The sequence below is a fragment of the Bradyrhizobium diversitatis genome, assembly GCF_016031635.1.
Classification (GTDB): domain Bacteria; phylum Pseudomonadota; class Alphaproteobacteria; order Rhizobiales; family Xanthobacteraceae; genus Bradyrhizobium; species Bradyrhizobium diversitatis.
Genome location: NZ_JACEGD010000013.1, coordinates 59,547 through 74,011, shown reverse-complemented (window position 1 = coordinate 74,011; position 14,465 = coordinate 59,547). Strand labels below are relative to the sequence as shown.

Sequence of the window (14,465 nt, the reverse complement as noted above, 5' to 3'; positions counted from 1 at the left end):
CCCTCGGTGGACGGCAGTCACTATCCGTCCTCCTGATAGAGCAAGGCCAAAAAGCCGGTGAGGCCGCCCACCACAACGGGCAACCACGCCGCAGCGATCGGATGCATCAACTCAGCCTTGCTCAAATCCTCAGTTACTTTCGACAGAACGTAGAGCAGAAAGCCTGCGCCCACGCCACTCAAAACCATCTTCTGCACGCCGCCCATCCGGAAGAAGCGCAACGACACGGAGGCCGCGAGCATCACCATGGCCGCAAGCAAAAACGGCTGTGCCAGAAGCTTCTGATACTGGAGTCGGTAACCGGCTGTCGCGAAGCCCGAGCTCTCGGAGGAGCGGATGTAGCTCGGTAGTTGCCAAAAAGACACAGTCTCGGGTGTGGAAAAGCTGTTGCGGACCTGCGCCTCGGTCAGCGTGGTGGGAATCTCCAGGCTGGCCTGCTCGATCGGCGGCGCGTCCAGCGAGAAGCGGCGGACGCCCTTGAACAGCCAACGGCCGGCCTCGAGCGTCGCCTCGCGCGCCTCGACCCGTTCCTTGAAGTGCTGGTCCGGGTCAAACCGGAACAGCGTGAGCCCCGTCAGCCGGATGCCCTGCTGCTCGCTCCGCGCCGCGTTGATGATGGTCTGGCCGTCGCTGGTCACCTGATTGAGCCAGAAGCCGGAGGCGTCCTGGATGCCGCCGCCGGGCGCCGAGCCGAACAGCTCGGCTTCCATGCGCTTGGAGGCTTCGCGCAAATTGGCCGACATCGGATTGTAGGCGACGGTGGCGATCACCCCGATCAAGAGTGCGCTGCCGAGCGCCGGCGAGATGAACTGCCATGCGGAGATGCCGGCGGCGCGCGCCACCACGAGCTCGAGCCGGCGGGAGAGGGCGAGATAGCAGGTCATGGCGCCGATCAGCATGCAGAACGGCGTCAGCTTCTCCAGCAGCTGCGGCACCCGGAACAGCGAGGTCTCGGCCACCATGATCGCGGAGGCGGAGGCGAGGCCCGAGGTCTTGCGCACCATCTCGATGTAGTCGACCAGCACCAACAGCAGGAAGATGCTGGCGAACACGCCAAGCGCCGCCACCACGAAGCGGCCGGCGAAATAGCGCCCGAGTGTGTTGGTGAGCATGCTCATGCGGCGGCCGGGCGTCCGAACAGCCGCGCGATCCGTGCGTTCGACCTGTTGATGGCCTCCATCAGGCCAGGGGGCGGCTCGACCACGAGGCCGCCGACGATCATCCACAGCCCGACGCCGATGGCGCCCATGACCATCGCGTATTGGGCCAGCACCGCGCCTGGAGATTTCACCGCCATCACCGAGCAGGCGAAGCCGGCCATGCGCAGGCCGAACACCGCGATGATCGAGGAGCCGATCGAGAAATTGCGGCTCTGGCGGGTGGTGCGAGGCGCGCCCAGGAAGGCGAAGGTCAGTACCGCAAAGGCGAAGGGATAGATCGGCGCCAGGATGCTGTCGTGCAGGGCCGAGCGGAACTGGCCGGGAATCTGTTTGTAGACTGGATCGTCCTCGGACGGCGAGAACAGCTCCCAGAGATAGCGTTCGCGGATGCCGAGGGTGACGTCGCGGCCCTGGCCCGAGAACTTCGACATGTCGAAGCCGTAGCGGCCGAAGGCCACCAGGGCGGGATCGCGCTTGCCCGCCTCGAAGCGCTGCAGATTGCCGGTCTCCAGCACCAGGAACGAGCCGGTCTCGTTCTTCACGACCTCGCCATGCTCGGCCACGATCGAGACGCGCTCGTTGGGATCGCGGCGGTCGTCGATGAAGATGCCGGCGAGGATGCCGCCGGGCAGGCGCTCGCGGATCCGGATCGTGAGGTTCTTGTCGAGCTGGGCGAAGCGGCCGGGCTGGAGGATGTTGGTGAGCACGTCCGCGGTGATCTCGGCGTCCCATTGCTTGATCCGCCGCATGCCGTCGGGAGCGAGATAGGCCGCGATGAAGGCAACCAGCAGCGCCACCACGCAGGTGGCATAGAAGAACGGATAGAACAGCCGGAACGGCGAGAAGCCGGCGGCATTCATCACGATGATCTCGGAATCGGTCGCGAGCTTGTTGAGCGTGTGCGAGATCGCGATCATCAGCGCGATCGGCGAGATGATCAGGACCAGGGCCGGGATGACCAGGCTGGTGATGCCGAGGAAGGTGAGGATGGTCTGACCCTGGCTCGTCATCAGGTCGATGCCGCGCAACGCCTGCGTAATCCAGATCACGCCGGTGAGGCTGACCAGGACCAGCGCAAACGACGCCAGCGTCGTGCGGAAAATATACCTATCGATCGACCCCATGCGCTACCGCACGAATCCCCATCAGCCCCGATGTCGACCAGAATTCCGGCTGTCCAACCAATCCCCGATCAGGGGATCCCCAAGGTTGGCCATCAGCTCTTCCGGTGGTTCACTTTCTCACTACCATCCCTTTGATCCGTCAACAAAATGGCTGCCCCATGGCACCTTCAATATATGGTTAATATTTCGCTGGTTGTGGCCGGGCGGCCACGGCGGCGCTTGGCATCGGGCAGCGGGCTGGCCCATAGTAGGGCAAGCCCCAGTGAATCGCCGTTCAGCTTCGGCTGGGACCGGCGCCGCCGAACGGCGAAAAGTTTCATGCATTAAAGGAGTTACCTATGTCCGATGCCATCAAGGTCGGCTTTGTCCCCTTGTCTGCCGCCCCCCGTGGCATCCTTGTGGTGTTCTGCGATGACGACCTGAAGCTCGGTCCGGCGACGGCCAAGGCGCTGGGCGGCGCTGTCGATCTTGTGAAGCGTGCAGCGGCCGCGGCCGCCTTCAAGGGCAAAAGCGGGGCAGCGCTAGACATTCTGGCGCCGGAGGGCGTGAAGGCGACCCGGCTGATCGTGATCGGCGCCGGCAAGGCGACCGGCCTGAAGGCGAACGATCTCCTCAAGTTCGGCGGGGTGGCCGCGAGCAAGCTGCCCTCCGGCACCAGCGCCATGACCATCATGGCGGAGCTGCCCGGCGGCGCGATGACGAGCGAGCAGGCGGTGGCGATCGCCTCGGGCCTTCGCTTACGCACTTACAAGTTCGACCGTTACAAGACGAAGAAGAAGGAGGGCGAGGAGGGCGGCACGCGCGCCGACGTCTCGCTTGCGGTGGGCGATGCCGGTGCTGCGAAGAAGGCGTTTGCCTCGGCCGGCCACGTCATCGACGGCGTGGTCATTGCGCGCGACCTCGTCAACGAGCCGCCGAACGTGCTTTTCCCCGAGGAGTTCGCGCGCCGCGCCGGTCAGCTCCGCAAGCTTGGCGTCAAGGTCGAGGTGCTCGACGTCAAGGCGATGCAGAAGCTCGGCATGGGTGCGCTGCTCGGCGTCGGCCAGGGCTCGGCGCGGCCGAGCCGCACCGTGATCATGCGCTGGGATGGCGGCAAGAAAGGCGAGGCGCCGGTCGCTTTCGTCGGCAAGGGCGTCTGTTTCGACACCGGCGGCATCTCGATCAAGCCGGCCGGCAGCATGGAGGACATGAAGGGCGACATGGGAGGCGCGGCCTGCGTCGTCGGCCTGATGCATGCGCTCGCTGCGCGTAAAGCCAAGGTCAACGTGGTCGGCGCCATCGGCCTCGTCGAGAACATGCCCGACGGCAACGCGCAGCGGCCGGGCGACATCGTGACCTCGATGTCCGGTCAGACCATCGAGATCATCAATACCGACGCGGAGGGCCGCCTCGTTCTGGCCGACGTGCTCTGGTACGTCGCCAGGAAGGCGAAGCCGAAATTCATGGTGGACCTGGCGACGCTGACCGGCGCGATCATGGTGGCGCTCGGCACCGAGCACGCCGGCATGTTCTCCAACAATGACGAACTCGCCGACCGGCTGCTCGTGGCCGGGGTCGAGAGTGGGGAGAAGGTCTGGCGGATGCCGCTCGGCCCCGAATACGACAAGCTGATCGATTCCCAGTTTGCCGACATGAAGAACACCGGCGGCCGCCATGGCGGCTCGATCACCGCGGCGCAGTTCCTCCAGCGCTTCGTCGACGGCACGCCCTGGGCGCATCTCGACATCGCAGGCACCGCCATGGGCGCGCCGAAGACCGACATCAACCAGAGCTGGGGAAGCGGCTACGGCGTCCGCCTGCTCGATCGCCTGGTCTCCGACCACTACGAGCGCAAATGACCCGAGATGACTGAAGTATTGTTCTACCATCTCCAAAACATGACGGTGGAGAATGTGTTGCCGCCGCTTCTCGAGAAATCGCTCGAGCGCGGCTGGCGCGTCGTGGTGCAGTCGAGTTCGGAGGAACGCGCCGATGCGCTCGATTCGCATTTGTGGACCTATCGCGACGATTCCTTCCTGCCGCACGCGACGTGGCGGGTGAACGACGTCGCCGATCAGCCGATCGTGTTGGCGATCGAGGGGGGCAATCCCAACGGTGCCAATGTCCGCTTCCTGATCGACAATGCCGTACTGCCGGAGGACTCGCAGGGCTATGAGCGCATGGTCCTGCTGTTCGACGGCGACGATCCGGATGCGCTTGCGCTCGCCCGCGCGGCCTGGACCGATTGCAAGGCGCGGGGATTTGATGTCACCTACTGGCAGGCCGACGAGCGGGGCCGGTGGCAGAAGCGGAATTAGCGGCCGCCAGCAATTAATGATAATTTGCACTTTTCGGGCGATGCTGGCTTTTGTCACCTTCGTGCCGCAAAGGGATGTTGGGACAATCGCTTAGGGCTGGTCCTTCACGCGGGGAATTTGGTTTATCGTGCGACATCAAAAGCTTCCCGGCTCGCTCATGATTGCGTTGGCCGCCGTAGCACCGCTGCTCGCGGGCTGCTCGGGGACCGATCTGCTGTCGAAGGACGCAGAATGGTTCCAGAAGCCGGGGCGTCTCTTCATCAAGAACATCTCGATCGAATCGCCGCCGCTCACGCCTGACAAGCCGGTGGGAGCCGAGGACCTCGTCAGCGCCGACGGCGCCTGTCCGGGCATGGCGCCGCCTCCCGGGCCCGCCGACGCCAATGCGTCGACGACGACCCCCGCACCGATGGGCGGCACGGTCGCGCTCGGGCATACCGAATGCGACGTTGTGCGCGGCATCGGCGCGCCTTCGAACGTCAACCTGTCCACCGACGCCGTCGGCCGACGCGTCGCCGTCGTCACCTGGAGCACCGGTCCTCGCGCGGGCATCTACACCTTCACCTCCGGCCGCCTGTCCTCGATCGAGGGCAATCCCGAGCCGCAGCCGGTGCCGAGGGCGGCCAAGCCGAAGCCGAAGAAGGCGGCGACGTAAGGGCCGCGCGTCACGCGGCTTTTCGCCCTTTGATCGCCGTCGCCCAGGCGTGGACCGTGATCGCTCCTGTCGCGCTTGCCGGAAGTCTGTCCTGCAGCCGGCGTTTCAACTCGGCGCTCTCTGCATCGGACAGCTTTCCCACGACGCCGGTCGGACTGCTCACGACCATCGACAGCCAATAGTCGTCGAAGTTCGCAAACGTCCGCTCGACGACGAGCTCGCGGGTTTCGACATCGCGGAGCCCCAGCTCTGCCCAGAGTGCCTTCAGGGCCGCAAAACGCGAGACATCCGCGCTCGGCGGGCGCGCCGTCGGCTGGCCCATGGCATCCAGTTCCTCCCACAAGGGCTGTGTCGGCGTGCCGCCGCGCGTGATGTCCCAGGTGTAGGACGCGACCATGCCGCCGGGCTTGGTCACGCGCACCAATTCGGCCGCACCCCTTTTGGGATCGGGCACGAAAAACAGCACCAGCGCCATGATAGCCGCATCGAAGCGCGCATCGTCATAGGGAAGCGCCAACGCATCGCCAACCGAAAGCTCGACCTGCTTCGCCGATATCCGCTGCTGTGCCGCTGCGATCTGAGCTTCGGACGGATCGATCGCGCTCACGTGCGAGGGAGCAGCCCCGGCGAGGATCATCTCCGTGAATGCGCCGTTTCCGCAGCCGACGTCGACCCATGACAGGTCTGGTCCCGGCGCCAGCCAATCCAGGAAAAGTGCCCCGGCCGATCGGCTCCAGGGTGCCATGAAGCGTTCGTAAGCCGCGCCGTCGGTGAACTTGATCGGTTCGGGTGTCGACATTGGAGCTATCCCTTCATCATTCTCTTGCTTGCAGATCGCTTGGGCTGGAAATCGGTTGGGCTGGAAATCGCTTGGGCAGAAAATGCCGATCGTCCTCGATCGTGGAGCCGGGTCATCCGCGATGCGCTGATGCAAATTCCGTCCAGCCTAATCCCAAATGCGCGGAAGCAACACGGGCCATTTGGTCGGCAGGCGCGGATAGTTCCCGAGCCATCGCCTCTCTGTCTCGCGTCGGACGCACGGACGGCCCTGCAGACACATCGCAGCGGGATCGATCGCGCTTGATCTGGATCATGGAGCTCTGTCGGCCATCAGTGCAGGCTGGAATAGTCCCCCGAGAGAAGGGGCTGCCGTCATGGCAAGAGATTTCAGAGGATCATCCAGGGATCATTGACATGAGCAACCTCGCAAAGATTGAACGCGATCCGAATTACCAGGAGCTCGTGCGCCGGCGTTCGTCGCTGGGCTGGCTGCTGTCGGCGATCATGCTTGTCATCTATTTCGGCTTCATCCTGCTGGTCGCCTACGCTCCCAAGTTTCTGGGAATACCGCTGGGCACCGGCGTGACGACGATCGGTATTCCGATCGGACTGTCAGTCATCGTGCTCGCCTTCGTGCTGACGGGCATCTACGTCCGTCGGGCGAACTCCAGCTACGACGTGCTCATCCGCAAAATCGTCGAGGAGAACCGCTCGTGAAGAAATTCACCTGGCTACCGGTCACCATCGCGCTCGCCGCCGGCGCCGTCGAGGGCGGCTCGAAGCAGGCGACCAACTGGGCGGCCATCGGCATGTTCGTCGGGTTCGTCGGCCTGACGCTCGTCATCACCTATTGGGCCGCCAAGCGGACCGCGTCGGCTGCAGATTTCTACTCGGCCGGCGGCGGAATCACGGGATTCCAGAACGGACTTGCGATCGCAGGCGACTACATGTCGGCGGCGTCGTTCCTCGGCATATCGGGTCTCGTCTACACCTCCGGCTACGACGGCCTGATCTACTCCGTCGGCTGGCTCGTGGGATGGCCGATCGTCACCTTCCTGATCGCCGAGCAGTTGCGCAATCTCGGAAAGTTCACCTTTGCCGACGTCACGTCGTTTCGACTGGGGCAGACCGAGATCCGGATCCTGGCGGCATGCGGCTCGCTGGTGACTGTTGCATTCTACCTGATCGCGCAGATGGTCGGGGCCGGCAAGCTGATCCAGCTGTTGTTTGGTCTTGATTACTGGATCGCAGTCGTCCTGGTCGGGGGACTGATGATGATCTACGTGACGTTTGGTGGAATGAAAGCGACGACGTGGGTGCAGATCATCAAGGCGGTGCTGTTGCTCTCGGGGGCGACGTTCATGGCCGGAGCCGTGCTCTACAAGTTCGGGTTCAGCCCGGAAGCACTGTTCACCAAGGCCACCGAAGTGCATCCCAAGAAACTTGCGATCATGGAGCCCGGCACCCTGATCTCCAATCCGCTCTCGGCTGTCTCGCTCGGCCTGGCGCTGATGTTCGGAACGGCGGGCCTGCCTCACATCCTGATGCGCTTCTTCACCGTGAAGGACGCCCAGGCTGCCCGCAAGTCGGTTTTCTACGCCACGGGTTTCATCGGCTATTTCTACATCCTGACTTTCATCATCGGCTTCGGCGCAATCACGCTGGTTTCGACCGATGCGATGTTCCTGGACGGGAGCATCCTCGAGAAGACCAAGAGCGGAATCGCGGCGATCAAGGGCGGCTCCAACATGGCGGCGATTCACCTCGCGAATGCCGTGGGTGGCAATCTGTTCCTTGGCTTCATTTCGGCCGTCGCCTTCGCCACGATCCTGGCCGTCGTATCAGGGCTGGCTCTGGCGGGGGCATCGTCCATCAGCCACGATCTCTACGGCATGGTGATCAAGGGCGGTAACGCGAATGAGCAGGACGAGATCCGCGTGTCGAAGATCGCGACACTGGTGCTTGGCGTACTTGCGATCGTCCTCGGCATCGTGTTCGAGAACCAGAACGTCGCCTTCATGGTCGGCCTTGCTTTCGCCATCGCGGCGTCCTGCAATTTCCCCGTGCTGGTGACGTCGATCTTCTGGAAGGGCCTGACGACTCGGGGAGCCGTGGTCGGCGGCTTCCTCGGTCTGATCAGCGCGGTCGTGGGCGTGGTGCTCTCGCCGGCAGTCTGGGAGGTGACGCTTGGCTTCGCCAAGGGCTCCGCTCCCATCAAGCTGGACAATCCGGCGCTGTTCTCGATGGCCATCGCCTTTGCGGGGATCTGGCTGGTCTCGATCCTGGATCGCAGCAAGCGTGCCGCGGCCGATCGCGACGGCTTCGATGCGCAATATGTCCGGTCCCAGACCGGTATCGGAGCTGCCTCGGCGACGGCTCACTGAACGAGGGTCCAAGGACACCGCTTCTGCACCGGCCGGGTCAGCTCGCCCCGCCGGTGCGGCTCGTTAGATGGTCGATCGTCGGGTGGATCGTCTGCATCTTCGAAAGGTCGAAATGCCGAAGGCGTTCGATATCAGCAACCCGCCGTTCGATCGTCTGACGCCGAACGAGGCCGAGACCTTGCGGGCCGCGCTCGACATCGCCTACTTCAGTCCGGGAGAAGCGATCATCCGGCGGGACGCTCCGGCGGAGGCGCTCTATGTCGTGATCAAGGGCATCGTCGAGGAGCGGAGCGAGGTCGACCTGCTCGCATTGCTCGGCCCCAAGGACACGTTCGACAGTCGCGCGCTCGTTCACGATCACAACGGCCACCGGTTCATCGCCCGTGACGAGACGCTCTGCTACGTGATCCCCAGAAGGGTCGCCCTCGATCTGATCAGGGCAAATCCACGCTTTGCTGCGTTCTTTTACCGCGAGATATCCCAGAAGCTGGACGAGCTCGCCAACGATGAGGAGGCGCGACGTTACGGCTCGTTGATGCACGCCAAGGTCGGCGAATTGTTCCTGCATCCGCCGGTGTTTCTGGCTGCCAGCGATACGATCGAGACCGCCGGTCACCTGATGCGCGAGATCAACAGCAATGCGCTGTTCGTCCGGGACGGCGAGCGGATCGGCATCGTGACAGGCATGAATCTGTCCAAGGCCGTGGTGCTGCGGCGCCAGTCCATCCAGACTCCGGTCGGAACGCTCGCGAATTACGACATCGTGTCATTGCGACGTGACGATTTCGTATCTTCGGCTCTCCTGTTGATGACGAAGCACAACAAGCGCAGGCTCGTCGTGCGCGAGGACGATGAATTCGTCGGCATCCTGGAGGAGATCGATCTGCTGGGATTTCTGGCAGGTAGCGCCCAGGTCACCGCCGGCCGCATCGACCGCGCCTCGAGCCCGCAGGAACTTGCCACCGCGGCGCGCGAGATCGAGACGCAAACGCGCGTGCTGCGGCGGCAGGGCGTCAAGGTGGAAGTCATTGCGGAGATCGTCTCCGATCTCAACCGGCGCCTCCTGTCGCGGTTGTTCGAGATGGTCGCGCCGGCCGAACTGCGCACGGGCAGCTGTCTGATCGTGATGGGAAGCGAGGGGCGGGGGGAGCAGACCGTACGGACCGACCAGGACAATGGCCTTATCCTGCCCGGTCCGGTGCAGGGTGAAGTCCTGGAGACGTTCCGTCACGACTTCTTCGCCGCGCTCCAGAGCTTCGGCTTTCCACCCTGTCCCGGCGATATCATGGTGCGCAACGCGGCATGGTCGAGGCCGCTCTCCGACTATCTCGCAGATCTGCGCCGCTGGATCGTGCTTCCCAGCCAGGACGGGCACATGAATGTGGCCATCATCTACGATGCGCAGGCGATCGCGGGCGATCAGCAACTCCTGGACGACGCCAAGTCGGCGCTGATCGACATGACCCGGGGCGAGCAGGCGTTCATGGCCCACTTTGCGCGCGCGGTCGACGCGTTCGAGACGCCGATCGGTCTCTTCAACAATCTGATCACGTCCGAGGGCACGGGAGACGCGCTCGACCTCAAGAAGGGTGGCATCTTTCCGATCGTGCACGGCGTTCGCAGCCTGGCGCTCGAACAGGGGCTGCGCGAGACCTCCACCGACAAACGCATCTCCCGGCTATGTGACCTCGGCGTGCTGCAAGCGGACTTTGGGCGCGACCTGAAACAGGCCTTCCGTTTCCTGCTGATGCTTCGGCTCGACGGCCAGCTGGCCGCCTCCGCCGGCGCATCGGGGACACTGGTGCGACCGGCGCAGCTGTCCAGCATGGAACGCCACCTTCTGCGCGATACGCTCCAGGTGGTGAAGAAGTTTCGCGAGATCGTCGGTCATCATTTCAAGCTGGGCATGTTCTAGAATGCTGCCTCGCGCGATCAAGCGGCTGTTGCACCAGGCAACCCTGAGCGACCAGTCCTACCGCTTCATGTTCGGCCGTGCGCCTGACGACGAGTTCGTCGTCATCGATTGCGAGACCACCGGTCTGAACGTGCGAACGGACGACGTTGTCGCGATTGCCGCGATCAAGATCCGCGGCAACCGGATTTTGACCAGCGAGCGTTTCGAAGCCATCGTCCACCCTGACAGGGAGCTCGGGGCGGAGGCGATCAGAATTCACCATTTGCGCCGGTCCGACGTCGAAGCGGCGCCGATCGTCTGGAAGGTGCTGCCGGGCTTTCTGCACTTCATCGGGCCGCGCCCGTTGATCGGCTACTATGTCGATTTCGACATCGCCATGCTGAACAAGTACATCCTGCCGCTGGTAGGCATTGAGCTGCCCAACGAACGCATCGAAGTGTCGCGGCTTTACTATGACCGCAAATACGGCGACGCGCCGCCAAACACCTCGGTCGACCTGTCATTCGCCGCGATGCTGCGCGACCTCTGCATTCCGCCGCTCGGACAGCATGATGCCTTCAACGACGCATTGATGACCGCGATGATGTTCGTGCAGTTGCGCGACCTGACCCGGCGCGGCGCACGCATCGCGCGGCAACGCACCAGCCCGGTCTTCAATCCGACCGGGGCATGACACGGCGCCAGAGAGAGCTCGTCGCGAGCCTGCAGCTCCCGCCGCTTTTCGCGCGTCGGCGGCGCGATCATGATCGTGATCGCCACACTGCCGATGAAGTCGCTTTCGTGATGGCCCCGCGCTCTGGAATGCGCTTTGATGGCGCCAACAACAATCCGGAGGAGACTATGCGGTTCATTGCCCTCGTATCGGCTCTGCTTCTGCCGTTTGGCGCGGCATTTGCCCAGGATTATCCGTCGAGAACCATCACCATGCTGGTGCCGTTCGCCGCCGGCGGGCCGACCGACACCATCGCGCGTCTGACCGCGGCCGGCATGGCGAAATCCCTGGGACAGCAGGTCATCGTCGAGAACGCGACCGGCGCCGGCGGCACCATCGGCACGACCCGCGCCGCGCGCGCCCAGCCGGACGGCTACACGCTGCTGATCCATCATGTCGGCATCTCGACTGCCGCGACGCTCTACCGCAATCTCAGCTATGACACCAAGACGGCCTTTGCGCCGATCGGGCTCGTGACCAACGCGCCGATGACCATCATCGCGCGTCCCGATTTCCCGGCTGACACGCTGAAGGAACTGGTCGCCTACGCCCAGCAGCAGGGCGACAAGCTGACTTACGCCAATGCCGGGCTCGGCGCCGCATCACATCTGTGCGGCATGCTGTTCATGACGGCGATCCAGAAGCAGCTCACCACGGTGCCCTACAAGGGCAACGGTCCCATCATGAACGATCTGCTCGGCAAGCAGATCGATCTCACCTGCGATCAGGCCACCAACACCACCGGGCCGATCACGGCGAAGCAGGTCAAGGCCTACGCGATCACCACCAAGGAGCGGCTGAAGAGCCTGCCCGATCTGCCGACGGCCGACGAGGCCGGCCTCAAGGGTTTCGAACTCGGCGTCTGGCACGGGATCTATGCGCCCAAGGGCACACCGCCGGCAGTCGTTCAGAAGCTGACGGCGGCGCTCCAGGCCGCACTCAAGGATCCGGCGCTGATCGCACGGTTCAACGACATCAACACCGAGCCGGTCCCGCAGGACAAGGCGACGCCCGAGGCGCTGGGTGCGATGCTGACGAGTGAGATCGACCGCTGGGCGCCGATCATCAAGGCGGCCGGGCAGTATGCGGACTGAGCCAGCCCGTAAGAACATGCAGCGCAGTGACTTGTAGTTGGGTAATTTGTTACCTGTACGTGCATGGGGCTGTTTTCGAGGTTTTGAATCTACCCCGCCGCCTCGTCGAACTGCGTGCTCGCCTCCAGCCATTGCTCCTCCGCGCGGGCCAGCGCATCGGCGGCGTTGGCGCGGGCCTTCGACAATTGCGCGGCCTGCTTGGGGTCGCGCGTAAAAATGTCGGGCAGGGCGAGTGCGGTGTCGATCTTCGTGATGATCTCGCTGACGCGGGCGATCTCGGCCTCGGCTTCCGCGATGCGCCTCTTCAGCGAGCCGCGATTGTCCGACCTTGGACGCTGCGGCTTCTCAGCCGGCGCGCTGCGCTCGCGCGGGGCGTCCGCGTTGCGCGCCGACAGCACCAGGCGGCGGTATTCGTCGAGGTCGCCGTCGTAATTGGTTACAGTGCGGTCGGCGACGATCCAGAGCCGATCGGCGCAGGCCTCGATCAGGTAGCGGTCGTGCGAGACCATGATCACCGCGCCGGGAAACTCGTTGATCGCTTCCGCCAGCGCGCCGCGGCTGTCGATGTCGAGATGGTTGGTCGGCTCGTCGAGGATGATCATGTTGGGGCCGAAGAAGGTCGCAAGACCCAGCAGCAGCCGCGCCTTCTCGCCGCCCGACAATTTGCCGACCTTGGTATCGGCCGCCTTGCCGGAGAAGCCGATCGCGCCGGCGCGGGCGCGCACCTTGGCTTCGGGCGCATCGCCCATCAGCTTGCGGACGTGGTCGTAGGCCGAGGCGTCCTCGTTGAGCTCGTCGAGCTGATGCTGCGCGAAGTAGGCGATCGACAGCTTGTCGGCGCGGGTCACCTTGCCCGAGAACGGCGCGAGGCGTCCGGCGAGCAGTTTGACCAGCGTCGACTTGCCGTTGCCGTTGGCGCCGAGCAACGCGATGCGGTCGTCATTGTCGATGCGCAGGGTGACGCGGTTCAGCACCGGGCTCGCCGGATCGTAGCCGACCGAGGCGTTGTCCACCGCGATGATCGGCGGCGACAGGATCTTCTCCGGCGCCGGGAAGCTGATCTCGCGCACGTCCTCGGTGACCAGCGCCGTGATCGGCTTCAGCCGCTCAAGCATCTTGACGCGCGATTGCGCCTGGCGCGCCTTGGAGGCCTTGGCCTTGAAGCGGTCGACGAAGGCCTGCAGGCGCGCACGCTCGGCCTCCTGGCGCCTGACCGCCTTCGCGTCGAGCAGCTCGCGCGCGGCGCGCTGCTCCTCGAAGGAGGAATAGGTGCCCTTGTAGAGCGTGAGCTTGCCGCGCTCCAGATGCAGGATCTGGTCGACCGAGCTTTCCAGCAGGTCGCGGTCGTGGCTGATCACGATCACCGTGCGCGGATAGTGCGCGAGGTGGTCCTCCAGCCACAGCGTGCCTTCGAGATCGAGATAGTTGGTGGGCTCGTCGAGCAGCAGAAGGTCGGGCGCCGCGAACAGCGTCGCGGCCAGCGCGACGCGCATGCGCCAGCCGCCGGAGAACTCGGCGCAGGGACGCAGCTGGTCGGCGGCCGAGAAGCCGAGGCCGGAGAGGATCGCGGCGGCGCGGCTCGGCGCCGAATGCGCGTCGATGTCGACGAGCCGGGTCTGGATCTCGGCGATCCGGTGCGGATCGGTCGCGTGCTCGGCCTCAGTGAGCAGCGCATCGCGTTCGAGATCGGCCTTGAGCACGACCGTGATCAGGCTTTCGGGGCCGTTCGGCGCCTCCTGCGCGAGGCTGCCGATGCGCCAGCGCGGCGGCAGGGTCACCGAGCCGTGTTCGGCCGCGAGCTCGCCGCGGATCACCTTGAACAGCGTCGACTTGCCGGTGCCGTTGCGCCCGACCAGGCCGACGCGTGATCCGGGCGTGATCTGCACGGAACTCTGGTCGATCAAAAGGCGTCCGGCGAGACGGATGGAGAGGTCGGTGATGGACAGCATGCGGCCTTGTCACCGCAAGGCGCGGCGAACGCAACTCGTTTTTCCGTTAGTGCGTCTCGCGCTCGCGCCGCTGCAGCTCGTTCAGGAGCTGCTCGAGATGGGTCGGCAGGCGCGGCTCGGGCCGGAGGCTCTGCTGCAGCCGCTCGCCCACGGCATCGCAAATCGAGCGGCTGGTGCGCCGGTCGATCTGTTCGCTGTCATCGGCAAAAAGCCCAGCCATCGCAAGGTTCCGTGTTCTCGAACTAAGGACACCGTACCAAGTCATTGCCGGCCAAATGGTTTCGCCGGCTGTGGGGAAAGCCGGGCATTCTCGTAAAAATTGTATGAGCGGTGCCTTGTACGCTCAGGCAAAGCCCCGGCGAGGGGGCGCCGGGGCTTCTCCTGGAAGGTACTTG

Annotated in this window: 13 protein-coding genes; 8 read left to right on the top strand and 5 right to left on the bottom strand. The window is 64.4% G+C overall.

Going from position 1 to position 14,465, the window contains the following annotated elements; genetic code table 11:
* Window positions 1-20 precede the first annotated feature (20 nt).
* Both lptG and lptF read right to left on the bottom strand, forming a co-directional pair.
* Window positions 21-1,118, bottom strand: coding sequence for an LPS export ABC transporter permease LptG (gene lptG / locus H1B27_RS15870; RefSeq protein ID WP_028178692.1), 1,098 nt, complete (start codon window positions 1,116-1,118; stop codon window positions 21-23).
* Complete coding sequence (gene lptF / locus H1B27_RS15865) at window positions 1,115-2,284, bottom strand: LPS export ABC transporter permease LptF (RefSeq protein WP_061876473.1); 1,170 nt, start codon at window positions 2,282-2,284, stop codon at window positions 1,115-1,117. The genes lptG and lptF overlap by 4 nt, the downstream gene beginning before the upstream one ends.
* Before the next feature lie 338 nt (window positions 2,285-2,622).
* Here lptF and H1B27_RS15860 point away from each other — a divergent pair, with 338 nt between their 5' ends.
* The 3 genes from H1B27_RS15860 to H1B27_RS15850 all read left to right on the top strand — a co-directional run bounded on the left by H1B27_RS15860 (window position 2,623) and on the right by H1B27_RS15850 (window position 5,236).
* The gene (locus tag H1B27_RS15860) at window positions 2,623-4,122 is read left to right on the top strand and encodes a leucyl aminopeptidase (protein ID WP_061876474.1); all 1,500 of its coding nucleotides are present in this window, start codon (window positions 2,623-2,625) and stop codon (window positions 4,120-4,122) included.
* Between the two features lie 6 nt (window positions 4,123-4,128).
* Window positions 4,129-4,581, top strand: coding sequence for a DNA polymerase III subunit chi (locus tag H1B27_RS15855; protein ID WP_061876475.1), 453 nt, complete (start codon window positions 4,129-4,131; stop codon window positions 4,579-4,581).
* Between the two features lie 166 nt (window positions 4,582-4,747).
* The gene (locus H1B27_RS15850; protein ID WP_082821883.1) at window positions 4,748-5,236 is read left to right on the top strand and encodes a hypothetical protein; all 489 of its coding nucleotides are present in this window, start codon (window positions 4,748-4,750) and stop codon (window positions 5,234-5,236) included.
* Between the two features lie 10 nt (window positions 5,237-5,246).
* Here H1B27_RS15850 and H1B27_RS15845 read toward each other — a convergent pair whose 3' ends face one another.
* Window positions 5,247-6,035, bottom strand: a complete 789-nt coding sequence (locus H1B27_RS15845) for a class I SAM-dependent methyltransferase (protein WP_061876477.1) — start codon at window positions 6,033-6,035, stop codon at window positions 5,247-5,249.
* 395 nt (window positions 6,036-6,430) lie between these two features.
* On the opposite strand from H1B27_RS15845, the gene H1B27_RS15840 reads away from it, so the two are divergent.
* The 5 genes from H1B27_RS15840 to H1B27_RS15820 all read left to right on the top strand — a co-directional run bounded on the left by H1B27_RS15840 (window position 6,431) and on the right by H1B27_RS15820 (window position 12,121).
* Window positions 6,431-6,733 (top strand): DUF485 domain-containing protein, encoded by a 303-nt coding sequence (locus H1B27_RS15840; RefSeq protein ID WP_082821877.1) that lies wholly within the window; start codon window positions 6,431-6,433, stop codon window positions 6,731-6,733.
* Window positions 6,730-8,400, top strand: a complete 1,671-nt coding sequence (locus tag H1B27_RS15835; RefSeq protein WP_197966684.1) for a cation acetate symporter — start codon at window positions 6,730-6,732, stop codon at window positions 8,398-8,400. The genes H1B27_RS15840 and H1B27_RS15835 overlap by 4 nt, the downstream gene beginning before the upstream one ends.
* A gap of 112 nt (window positions 8,401-8,512) precedes the next feature.
* Complete coding sequence (locus H1B27_RS15830) at window positions 8,513-10,315, top strand: putative nucleotidyltransferase substrate binding domain-containing protein (RefSeq protein ID WP_197966683.1); 1,803 nt, start codon at window positions 8,513-8,515, stop codon at window positions 10,313-10,315.
* 1 nt (window position 10,316) lies between these two features.
* Entirely contained in the window at window positions 10,317-10,988 is a 672-nt protein-coding gene (locus H1B27_RS15825; protein ID WP_061876479.1) for a 3'-5' exonuclease, read from the top strand.
* A gap of 167 nt (window positions 10,989-11,155) precedes the next feature.
* Window positions 11,156-12,121, top strand: coding sequence for a tripartite tricarboxylate transporter substrate-binding protein (locus H1B27_RS15820; RefSeq protein ID WP_197966682.1), 966 nt, complete (start codon window positions 11,156-11,158; stop codon window positions 12,119-12,121).
* Window positions 12,122-12,210: 89 nt separating this feature from the next.
* Here H1B27_RS15820 and H1B27_RS15815 read toward each other — a convergent pair whose 3' ends face one another.
* Together H1B27_RS15815 and H1B27_RS15810 are read right to left on the bottom strand one after the other, a co-directional pair.
* Entirely contained in the window at window positions 12,211-14,070 is a 1,860-nt protein-coding gene (locus H1B27_RS15815; protein WP_197966681.1) for an ABC-F family ATP-binding cassette domain-containing protein, read from the bottom strand.
* A 46-nt stretch (window positions 14,071-14,116) separates the two neighbouring features.
* Window positions 14,117-14,290: a hypothetical protein gene (locus H1B27_RS15810; protein ID WP_197966680.1), complete on the bottom strand. Its 174-nt coding sequence runs from the start codon at window positions 14,288-14,290 to the stop codon at window positions 14,117-14,119.
* Between the last annotated feature and the right edge of the window lie 175 nt (window positions 14,291-14,465).